The sequence below is a fragment of the Hyphomonas sp. L-53-1-40 genome (assembly GCF_000682775.1).
Taxonomy (GTDB): Bacteria; Pseudomonadota; Alphaproteobacteria; order Caulobacterales; family Hyphomonadaceae; genus Hyphomonas.
In genome coordinates this window covers 54,542-71,087 of the sequence record NZ_AWFI01000003.1, presented here as the reverse complement: position 1 = coordinate 71,087, position 16,546 = coordinate 54,542, and the positions used below count along the sequence as shown (strand labels likewise).

Genomic DNA, 16,546 nt, shown 5'->3' with positions numbered 1-16,546 from the left:
CTGCCTGCCAAGACGTATGAAACTCTACTGGCAGAGGGCGCGGCGCAGTTGCGCAAAGCCGGCATTGATACGTCGCGGCTGGAAGCGCGCTGGTTGCTGGCCCATGCGGCTGGCTGTCAGTCCTCAGACCTTATCGCGCGAGGGGGGAACAATGTGTCAGATGAAATCACTTCTGCATATTCCAAGAGTATTTTGCGCCGCGCCGCCCGTGAGCCTTTGCAACACATCATTGGCTCGACGGAATTTTTCGGTCTTGAATTGCTGAGCGACGCGCGCGCATTGATTCCCCGCCCGGACAGCGAAATTGTGGTTGAGGCGGCCCTTGCACGCATTCCTGACAATGCACCTGTCTTCATTGTCGATCTCGGAACGGGGAGTGGGTGCCTGTTGTCCGCAATCCTCGCAAATCGACCACTGGCGACCGGGGAGGGCGTCGAGGCAAGCCGGGATGCAGCGGAACTGGCGGAGGAAAACCTGTCCCGGCTCGGCCTGTCAGGGCGCGCATCGATCCATAACGGCCCATGGTCCGATTGGCAGAAATGGGATGCAGCCGACCTGATCATTTCCAATCCGCCCTATATTGTCAGCGCGGAAATGGCAGGCCTCATGCCTGAAGTTCGCGACCATGATCCGGCGGCAGCGCTTGATGGCGGCCCAGATGGTCTGGATGCCTATCGAAAGATCGTGGACCTGGCAGCGGGGCGGATGAAGCCCGGCGGCTGGCTCGTATTCGAGATCGGGTATGACCAGAGACTATCCGTCAGCGCCTTGCTGGAAACAGCCGGATTTGAAGCCATCACCTGTCTGAAGGATCTAGGCGGAAATGACCGGGCCATTGCCGCGCAACACCCTGTTGTGTAATACTTACATTTCTTCTTGGCGTATTGAGAAAGTCACGCTAGAAGATTCTCGTGAGACGGCGACCACACACGGTGTAATTGCATGTCCCCCTCACAAGACTCGCGCAAATCAAGGGCTGGGGCCACTTTATCCAGAAGGCCAATTGCGCTGGGAATTGCCTGAAAACTGATCAGGCGCATGAAACGGGAAGATCTGCATGAAACGTTCACGCGGGCGCAATCGTCGCTCAGGCGGTAACAACCAGAACAGCCACAACAATCCGAATCGTCACTATGAAAGTGTCGGTCCGGATGTGAAGATTCGTGGCTCTGCACAGCAGGTTCTGGACAAATACCAACAATATGCCCGTGACGCCCAGACCAGCGGCGACCGGATCCTGTCCGAGGCGTATTACCAGTTTGCCGAACACTATCAGCGCATCGTGGCCAAGCAGGCGGAAGCGAAAGAACGCTCCCAGCAGCAGCGCAACCAGAGTCGCGACAATCGCCGCGACGATCGCGATAGCAATGACAATAACGACAACAGCAATGCCGATGACGACAATTCGTCCAAGCAGGAAGCCGAAGTCGAATCGCGCAACAAGAACCGCAACGAGGATGACCGTTCCGATCAGGACGCTGACTCATCCAGCGATGCGAAATCCAACCAGGATGACGCGTCGGAGAATTCGGACAAGTCCGATGATGGCGATGACAAGGCTGAAAAGCCCCGTCCGCGCAGTCGCCGCAAGCCTTACGCCAAGCGCGAAAAGGCCGATGATGCGCCAGAAGCTGAAACCGATGGAGTGCTGAAAACCGTCTCCCGTGGTCGCCGTAAAGCTGCGCCGAAGGGGGATGATGGTGCCCAGCCCGAAGAGGCTTCCGCCGAAACCACCGACTGATTGCAAGTCGTCAAACCGATTTGAAGAGCCCGGCTGCATCTTGCAGGCCGGGCTTTTTCTTGCGCGTATCGTGACGGTGCGGGCGGTTGCAAACCCATCAAGGCTTCCCACCGGCTGCCGCTGAGCGGGGCCATTGTCCACCAACTTCCATGATCTGCCTTTCAAAGGGGATGTAGATGAATATTGAACAATACACAGAGCGCGCTCGCGCGATCATTCAGGGTGCACAGACCGCTGCCTTGGCAAATGGCCATCAGGTTCTGACGCCTGCCCATGTTCTGAAGACCATGCTGGAAGACCGGGACCAACTCGCGGTGAACCTGATCCGTGCAAGCGGGGGTCGTCCCGAGCTGGTTGCGCAAGGCATCGACACAGCGCTTGGCAAACTGCCAAAGGTGCAGGGCGCAAGCTCAGGCCTTCGTCTCGAGCAGGCGGGGGCCCAGCTGTTTCAGTCCGCCGAAGCGGACGCGAAGAAAGCTGGCGACAGTTTTGTCACCGTTGAGCGCTTGTTGCTGGCAATCGCCAGTCTGAAGGGTGATCCGGCTTCTGACGTGCTGGCCAATGCGGGCGTGACCTCGTCTGGCCTCGAAGGTGCCATTGCCGAACTCCGTCAGGGTCGCACAGCTGACAGTGAAAATGCCGAAGAAGGGTATGAAGCCCTGAAGAAGTACGCCCGCGACCTGACCAAGGATGCGCGGGAAGGCAAGCTCGACCCGGTCATCGGGCGCGACGAAGAAATCCGCCGTGCGATCCAGGTCTTGTCTCGCCGCTCGAAGAACAACCCCGTCCTGATTGGTGAGCCCGGTGTGGGTAAAACGGCAATCGCCGAAGGGCTCGCGCTACGCATTGTCAATGGCGACGTACCAGAAAGCCTGAAAGGCAAACGCCTGCTTGCGCTCGACATGGGCGCGCTGATTGCGGGAGCAAAGTTCCGTGGAGAGTTCGAGGAGCGCCTGAAGGCCGTGTTGAACGAAGTTCAGCAGGCGGAAGGTGGCGTTGTCCTGTTCATTGATGAGATGCACACGCTGGTTGGTGCGGGCAAGGGTGATGGCGCAATGGACGCCTCAAACCTCCTCAAGCCTGCCTTGGCGCGTGGCGAACTGCACTGTATCGGTGCGACGACTTTGGACGAGTATCGCAAACACGTTGAAGGTGACCCCGCCCTCGCACGACGGTTCATGGCCGTTTTCGTGGATGAGCCAACCGTTGCCGATACAATCTCGATTCTCCGTGGCCTGAAGGGTCGTTACGAGGCGCACCATGGTATCCGCGTGTCGGACGCCGCGATTGTTTCTGCCGCCAATTTGTCGAACCGGTATATCACTGACCGGTTCCTGCCGGACAAGGCCATCGACCTTATGGACGAAGCCTCTGCGCGTTTGCGCATGCAGGTCGATTCCAAGCCCGAAGAACTCGACGAGATCGATCGCCGCCTCCTGCAATTGCGGATCGAGGCCGAGGCTCTGAAGAAAGAAAAGGATGCTGCTTCGGTGGATCGCCTCAAGACAATCGAGAGCGAGATTGCGAATCTGCAGACAAAGTCGGATGAGCTGACGGCGACGTGGTCTGCCGAGAAGAACAAGTTGAAAGGCGCTGCCTCCGCCAAAGAGCAGCTCGACCGAGCCTATGCCGACATGGCGGAAGCCCAGCGCCAAGGCGACCTGACCAAGGCGTCTGAACTGAAATTCGCGACAATCCCGCAGCTGGAAAAGCTCATTGCCGAAGTCGAAGGCAGCGAGGATGACCAGGGGGACGGTGGACTCGTCTCGGAAGTCGTCCGTCCGGAGCATATTGCCGCTGTTGTGTCGAAGTGGACCGGTATCCCCGTCGACAAGATGATGGAAGGCGAGCGCGAGAAGCTGCTCAAGATGGAAGACGATCTGCGCAAGCGGGTCGTGGGTCAGGATGCTGCGCTGGAGGCCGTCTCCAATGCTGTTCGCCGCGCGCGTGCGGGCCTGCAGGATCCGAACCGCCCCATCGGCTCTTTCCTGTTCGTCGGTCCAACCGGCGTCGGCAAGACCGAACTGACCAAGGCGCTCGCCGAGTTCATGTTTGACGACGATACCGCGATCCTTCGGCTCGACATGTCGGAATTCTCCGAGAAGCATTCGGTCGCCCGTCTGATAGGAGCGCCTCCGGGCTATGTCGGGTATGATGAAGGCGGTGTACTGACGGAGTCAGTGCGGCGTCGACCCTATCAGGTGATCTTGTTCGATGAGGTCGAGAAGGCCCATCCGGACCTTTTCAATACCCTGTTGCAGGTTCTCGATGATGGTCGCCTGACGGATGGCCAGGGTCGCACGGTCGATTTCAAGAATACGATCATTATCATGACGTCGAACCTCGGCGCAGACGCGCTGGCCAGCGGCGAAGAAGGCGATGTGTCGGAGGCAGCCAAAGAGTCCGTTATGGGCGCCATCCGCATGCATTTCCGGCCCGAATTCATCAACCGGATCGACGAGATCGTCTTCTTCAAGCGGCTGGGCCGCGGCGAGATCGACCACATTGTCGATATTCAGATGGAGCGCCTCGAAGCGCTGCTGAAGGATCGCAAGATGACGCTGCGGCTGAGCCTCGATGCCCGTAACTGGCTGGCCGCGCGTGGCTATGACCCGGTCTATGGGGCAAGGCCACTCAAGCGTGTCATCCAGAAGGAATTGCAGGATCCTCTGGCCCGCCTCCTGCTGGAAGGTCGTATCCATGATGGCGAAACCATCGAGATCGGTGTCGAGGGCGACCAGCTGTCCATCAATGGCGTCCCGAACGGGTTCGCCAAGGGTGCTGCCGCTCTGAACTAAGGGTTGATTTGAGCAGTATACTATGATGGCCTTCCTGTTGATCAGGAAGGCCATTTTGTATTTTTTGACCAGAACACTGACCGCACTTGCGGTGACCCTTTCGGCTGTAGTGAATACAGCGCTCGCAGACACGAACGCGGTTGCCGAGCTCTATGGCCGTGCGGATGGGATCGCCTCGCCAGAGCTGTCGCCGAACGGTACCCGACTCGCCATCGAATGCACGCCTCAGGGGCTGCCCTCGCTCTGCGTCTTCGACCTACCGCCTGAAGGACTTCTTCTGGGCGGATGACAATCGGCTGATCTTCCGATTCGGCGTGTTCGAGCGCCTGCAGGCACAGAGCGGAATGCAGGAATTCGAAGTCTGGCGCGCGGTGTCCTATGATGTGAATTCCGGCAAATTGACCATGCTGATGAATGACACGCGCGGCATGGTGAACACGTCCAACATCGTCTCCCTCCTGACGCAGGAGCCCGACAAGGTACTCACCCTCGGCTGGTTGTATGATAGCGGCGCGACATCCGGCACGATGGGGAGCATCGGCAGCGCCGGATCACATCTGGTGAACCGCCCTGTTGGAAATGTCGTTTCAATTTCGTATGAGGCCCGCGATGGCCGCACCATTCAGGGTTTCGTCACGCTGCCGCCCGGCAAGACGTTGGATGATGGCCCGTTTCCGCTGGTCGTCCTGCCGCATGGCGGCCCGGTGGCCCATGACACGGCCGAGTTCGACTGGTGGTCCGGCGCCTATGCCGAGGCAGGCTATGCCGTATTGCGCCCGAACTATCGCGGCTCGACCGGTTCGACTTCGGAGCATCGCTTCGCCGGATATGGCGAGTATGGCGGCAAGATGGTCGACGACGTGATCGACGGTGCGGCATGGGCCATCGCGCAGGGCATTGCCAAGCCGGACGGTTATTGCATCGCTGGCGGCAGCTATGGCGGTTATTCGGCGCTGATGGTGGCCGCGCGGGATTCCGGACGGGTGAAATGTGCTATCTCGGTGAACGGAGTGACGGATCCGATCCTGCGCCTGTCGGAATACACACCCGACAGCGATGCTTACAATGACTACGAATTGATGCTCGGGTCAGGCCGGTTTTCAGACGATGCCAGCCGCGCGGCCATGATGCCGGTCCGTCAGGCCGGGGCAATGTCGGCGCCGATCCTGATCATGCATGGCCGCGAAGACACGCGCGTGCCCTTCCGGCAGTTCACGCGGATGCGCGAAGCTACCGGAAACCGCCCGAACTTCACCTTTGTGGAGATGGAAGGCGAGGATCATTTCCTGCAGTCCACGTACGCACGTTCGGATGTGTTGAATCGGACGCTTACATTTCTGGAGGCGCATCACCCAGTGCAATAGCCGCAGGATACGCGGAGCCTCGGGAGCTCCGCGACATTCCTTTTACGGAGAGGGTGGATTGGTCAGCGAGCCGGTGCCTGCCATGAGCTGGGCGCCTTGGGCTGTGCGGATCGCGTCGATCTCGGCCTTGCGGGCTTCGAATTCGGCAAGCATGTCCGGCGTCTCAGCCAGCTTGCGGCCGGTCGGCAGTTTCAAGCGCATCGCGTTGACTGGCTTGCCCTTGATGTAGACTTCGTAGTGCAGGTGCGGTCCGGTTGAGGCACCGGTCGAGCCGACATAGCCAATCACGTCGCCTTGGCGTACCCGCTTGCCGGCGCGCACGCCTGGTCCGTAGCGGGACATGTGGGCGTAGGCGGTCTTGTAATTATTGGCGTGTTTGATGCGGACATAATTTCCATAGCCGCCATAGCGGCTTGCGCGTTGCACAGTGCCATTGCCGGCTGCATAGATCGGTGTGCCGGTCGGCGCGGCGAAATCAGTACCCTTGTGCAGGCGCGTATAGCCCGAGATCGGGTGGCGACGATTGCCGAAGGAGGATGACAGACGCGCGCCATTGATAGGGGTCTTCATCAGGAATTTCGTGGCGCTTTCGCCATTCTCGTCGAAATAGTCAGCTACGCCGTCATCGCTCGGTGTGAAGCGATAGAAGCCGCGTGTCAGCGCCTTGCCGTTCAGCTTGGCGAAGACGAGGCCGCCATTCTTGACCGGTGTGCCGCGCTCGTCGACTTGGGTTTCATAGACCATTTCGAACGTGTCACCTGGATGGATCTCGCGCTGGAAATCCACGTCATAGGCAAACGCACTGGCGAAATCGACCACCTGTTGGTCGCCGGCGCCCAGCTTGCGGGCGGCTTCATAGATTGAAGTTTCAATTGGTGCGGCAACGCGGTGATAGGTTGGGCTGAGGCGTGCTTTCAACTCGCTGGCTGTCCAGCCGCTCTCGGCTGAGCGCGTGATGAAGAGGTTGCGTTCGGCGTCCGCCTTGATGTTGAGCGCGGTCAATTGACCATTGGCAATGAAGGCGTCGGCCTTGACCCCGGGGCGAAGGCGCCGCGGATCGAGGAGTTCCTTCTCGTAAATCGTGTGCAGCGCAGCGGCAGCATCGGACGGCTCGGCCCCTAGGCGCGTGACAAGCTCTGTCAGCGTTTCGCGACTTTTCAGCGTGCCGCTTATGCGGTTCGGAATGGTGAGACCGGGCTCGAATTCAGTTGCAGACAGGAGTGTGGTGGCGAGGGGCGGCGGGGCCGGCGATGCATGGGCGGCGCCCATTCCGACCGGCTCATTTGATGGACCGACCGTCACGAGGCCCAGAATGGCCGAAACCGATCCCAACAAGCCCAATACGACCAGACTCTTCACGCCATGCGAGACCGTTCGGCCCGGCTCGGCAGTGTTTGTTTCGACTGTTTTCACGTCATGCACCATGGCGCGATCTCCCTCACTCCAGTGCCACCCAGCACCTCTGTCTCTCAAGACTGTGAATGTCAGAAGGACCTTTTATACCGTTTACACGTTAAGAAACGACATTGTTGCTCAATTTGGCCTTCTTGCTTTCCTACAAATCCTAGTAGCCAATCAAAGCAAGAAGCAAGCCGGAACCGTCAGTGAATACGCCACATTACAAAGATTTAGAGGTTGAAGGCTCGAAGACGGGCACGCGCCGCCTGAATTGGGGGCGTTGGTTGCTGGTCGCGATCCTGACCTTGATCCTGCTTTTTGGTGCGCTCGGCTGGCTCGGTCGCAAATACATCGCCCAACAGGCATTGGCGCAGTGGTGCCATGATCAGTCCCTCACTTGCGATGCTGATTTCAAGCGCCTTGGGCCTGGGGGTGCGGTGATTACTGGAGTCCGCGTCAAATCCGGCGACGAGACGCCCTTCGTGGCAGACGAAGTAACTGCAGACATATCCTGGAAGGGGCTGGTGCCGTCTCTCGGTGCCGTATCGGTTATTGCGCCGGAATTGCACGGCACGTTGGATGATCGTGGTATTCGCTTTCATGGGCTTGAAAATTTGGGCGGGTCTGGCGGGGACAGTGGCAGTCCGCTGCCTCCAGTGAAGATTACCAAGGGCCGCGTCTTGCTGGCCACAAGCGCCGGCGACATCGGGGCATCGGTCGATCTGGAAGGCGAATTTCCCGAATCCGGCACATTGCAGATGGTACTCGACCCGGTGTCCCTGTCCGGTCCGGACGGCACGCTGGTCTGGTCGGAGGGGCGAGTCGATGTCACCGCCAGCGACGGCCAGCTGGAAGGCGAGGCTTTTCTGGATCTTGCCGAGGCCGATATACGCGGCGTTCAGGCGCGAAACGTTCAGCTCGACGCGTTGCTGAAATCCCCCTTCGACGGAGGCGGTGACACACAAATTGTCTGGGACGGACATGTCGCTAGCGCCTCATGGAGTGGATACGAAATTACCAATGCATCAAGCAGTGGTCGTGCCGTTTTGGACCGCCTGCCATCCTTGGACATCGACTCCATTCTGAATGCGCTGGTTGAGGCCTCTGCCGAGACAGACGTGTCGAAAGTTTCCGGCAGCGCATTTGCCGGCCGCGACATGAAACTGGAGTTCGATCTTGCGGGTGATGCGGGGCGCGTCACCGGTCCTGTACTGGCCTCTGCAAGCGAACTGGACGTGCCACAGGGGCGCACGCAACGCGCGTCGATCCGGGCAACATTGGACAGGACGATCACGGACGGCATAGGCTTTACGGCCGATGTAGCGACGTCCGGGACAATGTTGAATGCCGCGACAACTGACCGGTTGCTTGAGTTGGTCAATCTGCCCGACATGTTCGCGGCCCATGAGGCAAGTCTTACGAGCGCGCTGCGTTGGGCGCTAACGGCCTTCAATGCCTCGGCTGCGGTTGCGGCTCAGCACAAGGCGGACGGGTGGGCCATTTCGGCGGATGGGCCGGCGCAGCTCAACGCACAATCAGGGCTGGCGTTAGACATTTTGCCTGGCGCTAACGGAAAATGGCTCTCCTGGATGGGCCGTGATCGATCGGTTGCAGGTCAGCTCTCTTTGAAAGGTGGCGGTTTGCCAGCCCTTACGGCAGACCTTCAGGTCCAGATGTCCGAAATGGGCCTGTCGCATTTCAACGCGACGGATCTGAAACTGTCCTCCTGGTCGGCAGGTGGCAGGACTCTCTCAGCCGATTTGAAACGGATTGACTATCAACGCGTCGGCGAAGGGGAGATGGCGCTTGAGACATCTGGCAAGATCGGCGTCGCGGGTAATGTGTCCGGCTTTGATCTCGACTCTTCCAGCCTGTCCGGTCAGTTGCTGGTGTCGTCCGACAAGGCGGGGTGGCGGATATCCACTCCGGATCGGTCCTGCCTGTCCCTGGACAGCCAGGGCTTGCGTTTCGGATCGGTCAGCCTCGGGGCTTTCCGCACGCCGATATGCCCGGAAGGGAGAGATTTCATCTCACCGGGCGCAGGATTTGCCGGGGCCACGAAACTGGGAGATTTGTTGGTTCCGGTCGCTTTCTCATCGAATGCCGGGACGGTCAGCTTCACAAATGCACAGATTGACTGGACGGGCGGAAAGACTGCGAGCGTCTCGGCGGTGTCAGACTCTGTCTCATTGGCCCTTGGCATCGGTGAGGAGACGCTCAGCATTGATGGCGACGGACTGAGGCTGGGCATTGCCACCCGTCTGAACGCCGCGCCCGCTCTGTCGGCGCGACTAGGGGCAACCAAGTTCAACGGAACGCTTGTACCTGCCAATGTCAGCTCCAGCGATTTCCGCTTCGACGGCACAACGGGCGAGGGTGGCGTGAAGGGGAGTATGAGCGCCGACGGTGTGATGATCCGCGACTATCGCGATGACCCCCTCTACCAGCCGCTGACAGCAGACCTGGACGCAACTCTGAGCGGTGCCGATTTCAGCATGTCCGGGCCTTTGCGGCTTGCGTCAAACGGCATCACCGTTGCGGACACACTGGTTCGCCTCGACGTAACGAAGCTGAGTGGCATGGCGGCGCTGGAGAGCCGTGACCTGCAGTTCGAGCCGGGTGCGCTGCAGCCTTGGCGCCTGTCAGACCGTTTGCGGGGCGTTTTCACGGATGCGCGCGGCGGTCTTGCTGCGGCGGCGCGGTTTGACATTGTTGGAGGCAAGATCGAAGGGACAGGGGAAGTCTCGGTTTCCGAATTCGGTTTTCAGACGACACGGCTTGGCCGGGTGCAGGGGGTCAACGGCACCGTCGCCTTTAGCGAATTGCTGGCCCTGACCACCGAGCCGGGACAGACCATCCTCGTCGAGCGTCTCAACCCCGGCGTACCGCTGGAGAATGGCCAAATCACTTTCCAGCTGGTCGAGGGTACGCAGTTCAAAGTCGAGTCGGCTGCGTTCCCCTTCGCCGGGGGAACACTGGCGCTGCCGCCCTTCGTCTGGTCGCTTGGCGGCGAGCAACAGAACATCGAAGTTACGGCAGAAGCGATTGAACTGGCGAAACTGGTTGAGGTTTTGAAACTGCCGGACACACGGGCAACCGGCACCGTATCCGGCAGCTTTCCGATCGATATTGATGGCACGGATATTCTCGTCCGAGATGCTCGGTTGAGGGCCGATGCCGAGGGTGGCTACATTTCATATCTGGGCACGGCTGCGGATTCTGCTGGCGCCGCAGATGCAAATGCCAAGATGGCCTTTGAAGCGTTGAAGGATTTCGACTTCACCGTCCTGGAGCTTGGCCTTGACGGCAATGTGCGCGACCGGATGACCATTTCTCTCATTCTGGAGGGCAAGAGCCGGAAGGGGATCGCCTATGGTGATGGAAATCAAGTGCTGACCGGGCAACCCTTCCTGTTCAACATCACTGTAGATTCGGCGCTCGGCGAACTCTTGCGCAACACTCAATACTATACGAGCCAGAAGGGCCTGACCGACGCTGTTGTCGAGCAGGTGAAAGCAAAACGACTGGATGAATCTGAATAGGACACAACCGCCAACTTCATTGACGTTAAGGTGGCGTGTGTCATGTTCCCCATTGAACCCTGAGGAGCGAATCCTGATGAATTATTCCAAAGCCTTGCTGGCTGGCGCGGGCATTGCGGCACTGGTCGCCTGCACGCCGACCGTCCGCATTGAACCGTCCGACAAGCCGATCAAGATCGATTTGAATGTCAATATTACCCAGGAAGTCCGCGTGATCCTCGACAAGGAAGTCGAAGACCTGATCGCGGACAACCCAGACTTGTTCTAAACTCGCGAAATCTGGAGACGAGATGATGAAATCCCTTCGCACTTTTTTCGCTGCCCTGGCCTTGGCCTTCGGCCTTGCCGTAATGTCGCCAGCCGCCTTTGCGGGTGATCCTGCCATTGATGCTGCCATTGAGGCGGGTGAGGTCGGCGAACGCATTGACGGTCGCCTTGGCGTTATCGGGTCGGCCGACCCGTCGCTCATTCGCAAGGTTCAGGAGATCAACAACAAGCGCGCCGCCAAATATGCGGAAGTCGCTGCTGAAACCGGCACGACGGTCGCTGAAGTCGCCCGCATCACCGGCGAAAAGCAGATTTCCAAACTGCGCCCTGGCCAATGGTACATGGATGCCAGCGGCAGCTGGAAGCAGAAATAGCTTGTTTCCAGCGCCGTCAGGCGTAGGTGATCAGACATGTCACGCAAGCTGATCTTCTGGATTGTAGCCAGTTTCGTGCTCCTGGGGCTGATGCTCTGGGGCATTTCGCTGTTCTGGGAAAGCAATGCTGACGGGCTCTCAGGGCATGGCTGGATCGCCTATGTCCTGGGCGGCGTCATGACGCTTGGCCTGTCGATTGGCCTGTTTCTGCTCACCTTCCACAGTGCGCGTCACGGCTATGACGATATCGACCGTCCGGAAGACGCAACTGAACAGAATGTCGAATATCGCCAATAGTTCATACAGCGTTGATTGACACGCCGAGCGGCTCACACAATCCTGCGCAAAATCTGAACTCTAGAACGGGGCTCCACAACCCATGATCGATCCTGCACGCCTATCCGCGTACATCGCATCACGCATCTGCCACGACCTTGTTTCGCCCGTATCGTCGGTCACGAATGCGCTCGATCTGTTGAACGATCCGGGTGACATGGAAATGAAAGCGCAGGCTCAGGACCTGCTGCATGATGGAGCCGAGAAGGCGGGTGCACGGATTCAGTTCCTGCGCTACGCTTTTGGGTCAATCGGCTTGAATGCTGGCGCGGCAGACATTCATGAAGCGCGCAAGATCACCGAGAACTTCGTGGCCAGCCACCGGCCGAGCATCGAATTCGATATCCAGACCGACCATTTGAGCTTCTCGCATGTTCGGATGATGATGAACCTCGTGATGATGGGCATCGACTGCCTGCCGCGCGGCGGCGTGATTCATGTGCGTATTCGCAATGAGCAGGTGGGCCTGACAATCACCCTGACCTGCAAAGGCAAGCGGGCACGTCTGCGCCCCGACATCGCCAATGGTATCAAGGGAATCGAACCAGAGGATGGCTGGCGTCCGGAAACCATTCAGCCCTTGTTCTCGAAGATCATCTGCGATGGCCTCGGCGGCGAGTTGACCGCCAGCGAAAGCGAAGAGACGGTCATCATCATGGCGGCGGGCATTCGCGCAGAGGGATAGTGCTGGCCCGAAATTTACACTTTGGCAGGACTTTCTTAACCGGGGTCGGCCAGATTCGAGTCCGAACCGCTGCGCACAGGATACATCATGAAAACCTGTCTGATCGTTGATGACTCCCGCGTTGTCCGGAAAGTGGCGGCGCGCATTGTGCGCGACCTGAAGTTTGACGTGCTGGAAGCCGGCGATGGGGCAGACGCCATGCGCCAGTGTCGCCAGAAAATGCCCGATGCCATCCTGCTTGACTGGAATATGCCAGTCATGAACGGCTTGGACTTCCTGCGGGCCTTGCGCCGCGAAGAAGGCGGCAAACATCCGCTTGTCGTGTTCTGCTCCATTGAGAATGATGCTGAACACATAAATGAAGCGTTGAGTTCAGGCGCTGACGAGTTCATCATGAAGCCATTCGACGCCGATATTCTGGAAAGCAAATTTGCGGAAGTCGGCCTGGTCTGAAGCATTTCTTAATAAACTGAGCCCTATGGGTAAGGTTTATGGGCAGAATGTCCGATTCGGAGTGTTAGATGCAGGAAGAGGTCTTCAACGAGTTGGCTGAGCTGGCGCTGAAAGGCTCCGGTCAGGCGATTCCGAAATCCAAATCCTATCTGATTGAAGCCCGGCTTGCGGCAATCGCCCGCCGCGAGGGCTTTGGCACTATGGCGGATCTCGTCCACTGCCTGAAATCGCGCGCCAATCCGGTCTTCGCGGCCGAAGTCGCATCCGCGTTGGTGTCCAAGGACACCTGCTTCTTCCGGGACCGCGACGCCCTAAAGCGTGTTGTCGACGACATACTGCCGAAACGGCTGAAGGCGTCCAATACGGGCCGTCTGAAAGTCTGGTGTGCAGGGGGAAGCACGGGCCAGGAAGCTTACTCTCTGGCGATCCTCCTGGAAGACGAATTGCCTGCCAGCCTGCGCGGCGCAAAGATCGATATTCTTTCGACTGATATCTGCAAGGTCTCCACCGAGACCGCTCGTGTGGCGCGCTACGGGCATTACGAAGTTCAGAAAGGGCTGTCGATCCACCGACTCGTAAAGCACTTCACCCGTCTCGAAACCGGCCAGTGGGAAGCGTCTGAAGCCTTGCGTTCGCGAGTCAGCTTTCGCCAGCACAATCTGCTCGAGCGGGCAGACGGGCTCGGAAACTTCGATGTTATCCTCTGTCGGAATGTATTGTCCGGAATGGCGCGCGCGTCCCGTACCAAGGTGATTGAAAGCGTCTCGAAACAAATGATGCCCGGCGGCATGATTCTGCTCGGTGGTGGCGAAAGTGTCATCGGCCTGACCGACAAGTTGGAGCCGGCTCGCCACTTCCGGGGCGGTTGGGTTGCTGCTGGAACGGCCAACGCTGAAGCATCTGCAGCCTGACCCCCTCGCAATTTGGCGCGTCTCGCGCTATATGCGCCCATTCCTGAAACTGCTCCGGGCCTTTAACCCGGTTGGAGTGAGACATGACTTATGAATTGCCGCCGGCCTGGGATGGCCGTGTGAACTCTCTTGGATTTGCCAAACCGCCCGCGGAAACGCGCGTCGTCGCCGCCATGTCGGGTGGGGTCGACAGCTCTGTCGTGGCCGCGATGCTCAAAGCACAAGGCTATGACGTGATTGGCATCACGCTGCAGCTTTACGATCATGGTGCTGCCATCGAGAAGAAGGGCGCCTGCTGCGCCGGACAGGACATCCATGATGCCCGCAATGTGTCCGACCAGATCGGCATTCCGCACTATGTACTCGACTACGAGTCCAAGTTCCGCGAGCAGGTGATGGAAGACTTCGCCGATACCTATCTGGCCGGTTCGACACCGATTCCGTGCATTCGCTGTAACCAGACGGTTAAGTTTTCGGACCTGTTGAAAACCGCCCGTGATCTTGGGGCAGATTGTCTTGCCACAGGGCATTACATCCGCCGCACGGATGGTGACGATGGGCCGGAGCTTCACCGTGCCGCAGATGCGAGCCGTGATCAGTCTTACTTCCTGTTCGCAACGACGGCAGAGCAGCTGGACTATCTGCGCTTTCCGCTCGGCGACCTGCCGAAGACGCAGGTGCGCGAACTGGCTGATCAGTTCAATCTGCCGGTGGCTTCCAAGCCGGACAGTCAGGACATCTGTTTCGTGCCGGAAGGCTCCTATGCCACGGTTGTGGAAAAGTTGCGTCCTGGTGCCGGACGGGGCGGAGACATTGAACATCTTGATGGTCGCGTGCTCGGTCAGCACAATGGCGTGATCCACTACACGATCGGCCAGCGCCGGGGGCTTGGGGTTGCGACGGGTGACCCGCTCTATGTGGTCAAGATCGACGCGCCCAACCGCCGGGTCATTGTTGGCCCGCGTGAAGCCTTGATGACGTCCGGCCTGTTGCTGGAAGAACTCAATTGGCTGGGCGAAGGATCGCTCCAGGCGGCTGCTGATGCAGGGGTGCCCGTGCTCGTCCGTGTACGGTCCACGCGGCCGCCCGTGCCGGCCCGTTTGGGGTGGAGTGATGGCGTTCCCGTGATCTGGTTCGATGATCCGGAAGAGGGCGTCGCGCGCGGTCAGGCCGCCGTGCTCTACGACGCGGAAGGCAGCACCCGCATTCTCGGCGGCGGCTTCATCCTGAAGCCGATCCCGGCCGATGAGCGTGTCGTGGCGGCCTGACGTCATGGCGCTCGTAGTCATCCTGAATGGAACAACGAGCGCTGGAAAGACCTCTCTTGCTCGCGCAATTCAGGAGGCTGCGTTACGCCCATTCCTGCATGTTCAGATGGATGACTTTCTCAATATGCAGCCTGGGTGGCTGAAGGACCATGCGGACGGCTTTGTCTTCCTTCCCGTCGAGGGATTAACTCCTCCCGAGGTGAGCGTGGAAACGGGCCCCTTTGGAAAGCGCCTCATGGATGGCATGCGCCGGTCAGTGGCGGCTATGGCTGAGGCCGGACTTGACCTGATTGTCGATGATGTCTGGATGGGGGATGGAGAGCAACAGGAATACCGACGCCTGCTGAACAACCATCAGCCGGTCTTTGTAGGCGTTCATTCTGCGCTCGAGGTGGCAGAGGCACGGGAGGTTGCGCGCGGGGACCGGGATATTGGGCAAGCGCGATGGCAATTTTCTCGTGTTCACGTCGGCGCTGAGTATGATCTTGAGGTGGATACGAGTCAGGAGTCGCCCGATGTTCTGGCGAGATCCCTGCTGGACCGTCTGGGTTTGTAGACGACCGACAGGCCGATGCCTCCCAGCACGACCAAAGCTGCCATGACAAAGCGTAATGTCAACTCCTCGTCGAGCAACGCAATCCCGCCCAGCGCGGCGAGGACGGGCACACTGAGTTGGGCGACAGCTGCTGTGGACGAGGCGAGACGGGGCAGGATGGCGTACCAGAGCGCATAGCCGAGGCCCGACATGACCATGCCTGACAGGCAGGCGAGCAGGATGCCCAGAGGCACTACCTGTGGCGTGGTGGCAAACAGGGCGAGCAGGCTGAAGGGGGCGGCTATCGCAAAATTTGCCGCTGTCTCAGTGGTGGCGTTCTTTGCGCCGCGTCCCATCAGCGAATAGATGCCCCAGCCGAGCGCAGCGATGCCCATCAGCGCAGCGCCGGCCGGGTCGATCCGCGTATCCTGCGTCGGCCACAGGAACCAGGCGAGCCCCCCTGCCGCTACCAGTGCGCCGACCCATTTCAGGGCGGGGACATGCTCCTTCGCCACCAAGGCGCCAGCGAACATGGTAATCTGTACCCCGCCGAACAGGATCAGCGCCCCGACGCCCGTATCGAGAGAAAGATAGGCGAAGGAAAAGCCGAGCATGTAGGCGAGCAGGGCCGCTACGCTGGACCATCGCCTTGGCGACAGGAGGGCAGGGCGGGCCGCCGACCTCAAAAGAACGATCAGGCCGAGGATGAGTGCGCCGCTGAACAGGCGAATGATGGCGAAGCTTGCCGGGTCGATGAGTCCGCCCGCCAGCGCCAGCCGGTTGAGCACCGAATTGGCCGCAAAGGCGAGCATGGTCAGAAGGGTGAGCGCGAACAGCTTCACGGGGTGCTGGTCATGCGGGGAGCCGTATCAGG

16 protein-coding genes are annotated in these 16,546 nt (G+C 59.4%); 14 read left to right on the top strand and 2 right to left on the bottom strand.

Features of this window, described 5'->3' with window-relative positions:
- The 5 genes from prmC to L53_RS04840 all read left to right on the top strand — a co-directional run bounded on the left by prmC (position 1) and on the right by L53_RS04840 (position 5,903).
- Positions 1-861 carry a peptide chain release factor N(5)-glutamine methyltransferase gene (gene prmC, locus L53_RS04860; protein WP_084333112.1) on the top strand — a complete coding sequence of 287 codons (861 nt, stop codon included), beginning with the start codon at positions 1-3 and terminating at the stop codon, positions 859-861.
- 196 nt (positions 862-1,057) lie between these two features.
- On the top strand, positions 1,058-1,741 hold the full coding sequence (locus L53_RS16235) for a DUF4167 domain-containing protein (RefSeq protein WP_051607600.1): 684 nt from the start codon (positions 1,058-1,060) through the stop codon (positions 1,739-1,741).
- A 176-nt stretch (positions 1,742-1,917) separates the two neighbouring features.
- A complete protein-coding gene (gene clpB, locus L53_RS04850) occupies positions 1,918-4,539 on the top strand; it encodes an ATP-dependent chaperone ClpB (RefSeq protein WP_034812630.1) in 2,622 nt (873 codons plus the stop codon).
- Between the two features lie 64 nt (positions 4,540-4,603).
- A complete protein-coding gene (locus tag L53_RS17120; protein WP_198019743.1) occupies positions 4,604-4,828 on the top strand; it encodes a hypothetical protein in 225 nt (74 codons plus the stop codon).
- Between the two features lie 55 nt (positions 4,829-4,883).
- Positions 4,884-5,903 (top strand): S9 family peptidase, encoded by a 1,020-nt coding sequence (locus tag L53_RS04840; RefSeq protein ID WP_051607599.1) that lies wholly within the window; start codon positions 4,884-4,886, stop codon positions 5,901-5,903.
- A 42-nt stretch (positions 5,904-5,945) separates the two neighbouring features.
- On the opposite strand, the gene L53_RS04835 is transcribed toward L53_RS04840, so the two are convergent.
- Entirely contained in the window at positions 5,946-7,328 is a 1,383-nt protein-coding gene (locus tag L53_RS04835) for a M23 family metallopeptidase (protein WP_051607598.1), read from the bottom strand.
- 179 nt (positions 7,329-7,507) lie between these two features.
- Between L53_RS04835 and L53_RS04830 the strand changes: the two genes are divergently transcribed.
- The 9 genes from L53_RS04830 to L53_RS04790 all read left to right on the top strand — a co-directional run bounded on the left by L53_RS04830 (position 7,508) and on the right by L53_RS04790 (position 15,693).
- Positions 7,508-10,843, top strand: coding sequence for a YdbH domain-containing protein (locus tag L53_RS04830; protein WP_034812628.1), 3,336 nt, complete (start codon positions 7,508-7,510; stop codon positions 10,841-10,843).
- A 76-nt stretch (positions 10,844-10,919) separates the two neighbouring features.
- Positions 10,920-11,111, top strand: coding sequence for a YnbE family lipoprotein (locus L53_RS04825; protein ID WP_051607597.1), 192 nt, complete (start codon positions 10,920-10,922; stop codon positions 11,109-11,111).
- A 22-nt stretch (positions 11,112-11,133) separates the two neighbouring features.
- Positions 11,134-11,484: a YdbL family protein gene (locus tag L53_RS04820; protein WP_034812627.1), complete on the top strand. Its 351-nt coding sequence runs from the start codon at positions 11,134-11,136 to the stop codon at positions 11,482-11,484.
- A gap of 36 nt (positions 11,485-11,520) precedes the next feature.
- Positions 11,521-11,781 carry a hypothetical protein gene (locus L53_RS04815; RefSeq protein WP_051607596.1) on the top strand — a complete coding sequence of 87 codons (261 nt, stop codon included), beginning with the start codon at positions 11,521-11,523 and terminating at the stop codon, positions 11,779-11,781.
- 82 nt (positions 11,782-11,863) lie between these two features.
- Entirely contained in the window at positions 11,864-12,505 is a 642-nt protein-coding gene (locus tag L53_RS04810; protein WP_034812626.1) for a histidine phosphotransferase family protein, read from the top strand.
- Positions 12,506-12,592: 87 nt separating this feature from the next.
- Positions 12,593-12,958, top strand: coding sequence for a PleD family two-component system response regulator (locus L53_RS04805; RefSeq protein ID WP_034812625.1), 366 nt, complete (start codon positions 12,593-12,595; stop codon positions 12,956-12,958).
- A gap of 68 nt (positions 12,959-13,026) precedes the next feature.
- A complete protein-coding gene (locus L53_RS04800) occupies positions 13,027-13,869 on the top strand; it encodes a protein-glutamate O-methyltransferase CheR (RefSeq protein WP_051607595.1) in 843 nt (280 codons plus the stop codon).
- A gap of 83 nt (positions 13,870-13,952) precedes the next feature.
- A complete protein-coding gene (gene mnmA / locus L53_RS04795) occupies positions 13,953-15,137 on the top strand; it encodes a tRNA 2-thiouridine(34) synthase MnmA (protein WP_034812624.1) in 1,185 nt (394 codons plus the stop codon).
- A gap of 4 nt (positions 15,138-15,141) precedes the next feature.
- Positions 15,142-15,693, top strand: coding sequence for a chloramphenicol phosphotransferase CPT family protein (locus tag L53_RS04790; protein WP_034812685.1), 552 nt, complete (start codon positions 15,142-15,144; stop codon positions 15,691-15,693).
- Here L53_RS04790 and L53_RS04785 read toward each other — a convergent pair.
- Entirely contained in the window at positions 15,639-16,514 is an 876-nt protein-coding gene (locus L53_RS04785; protein WP_034812622.1) for a DMT family transporter, read from the bottom strand. The genes L53_RS04790 and L53_RS04785 overlap by 55 nt on opposite strands.
- Between the last annotated feature and the right edge of the window lie 32 nt (positions 16,515-16,546).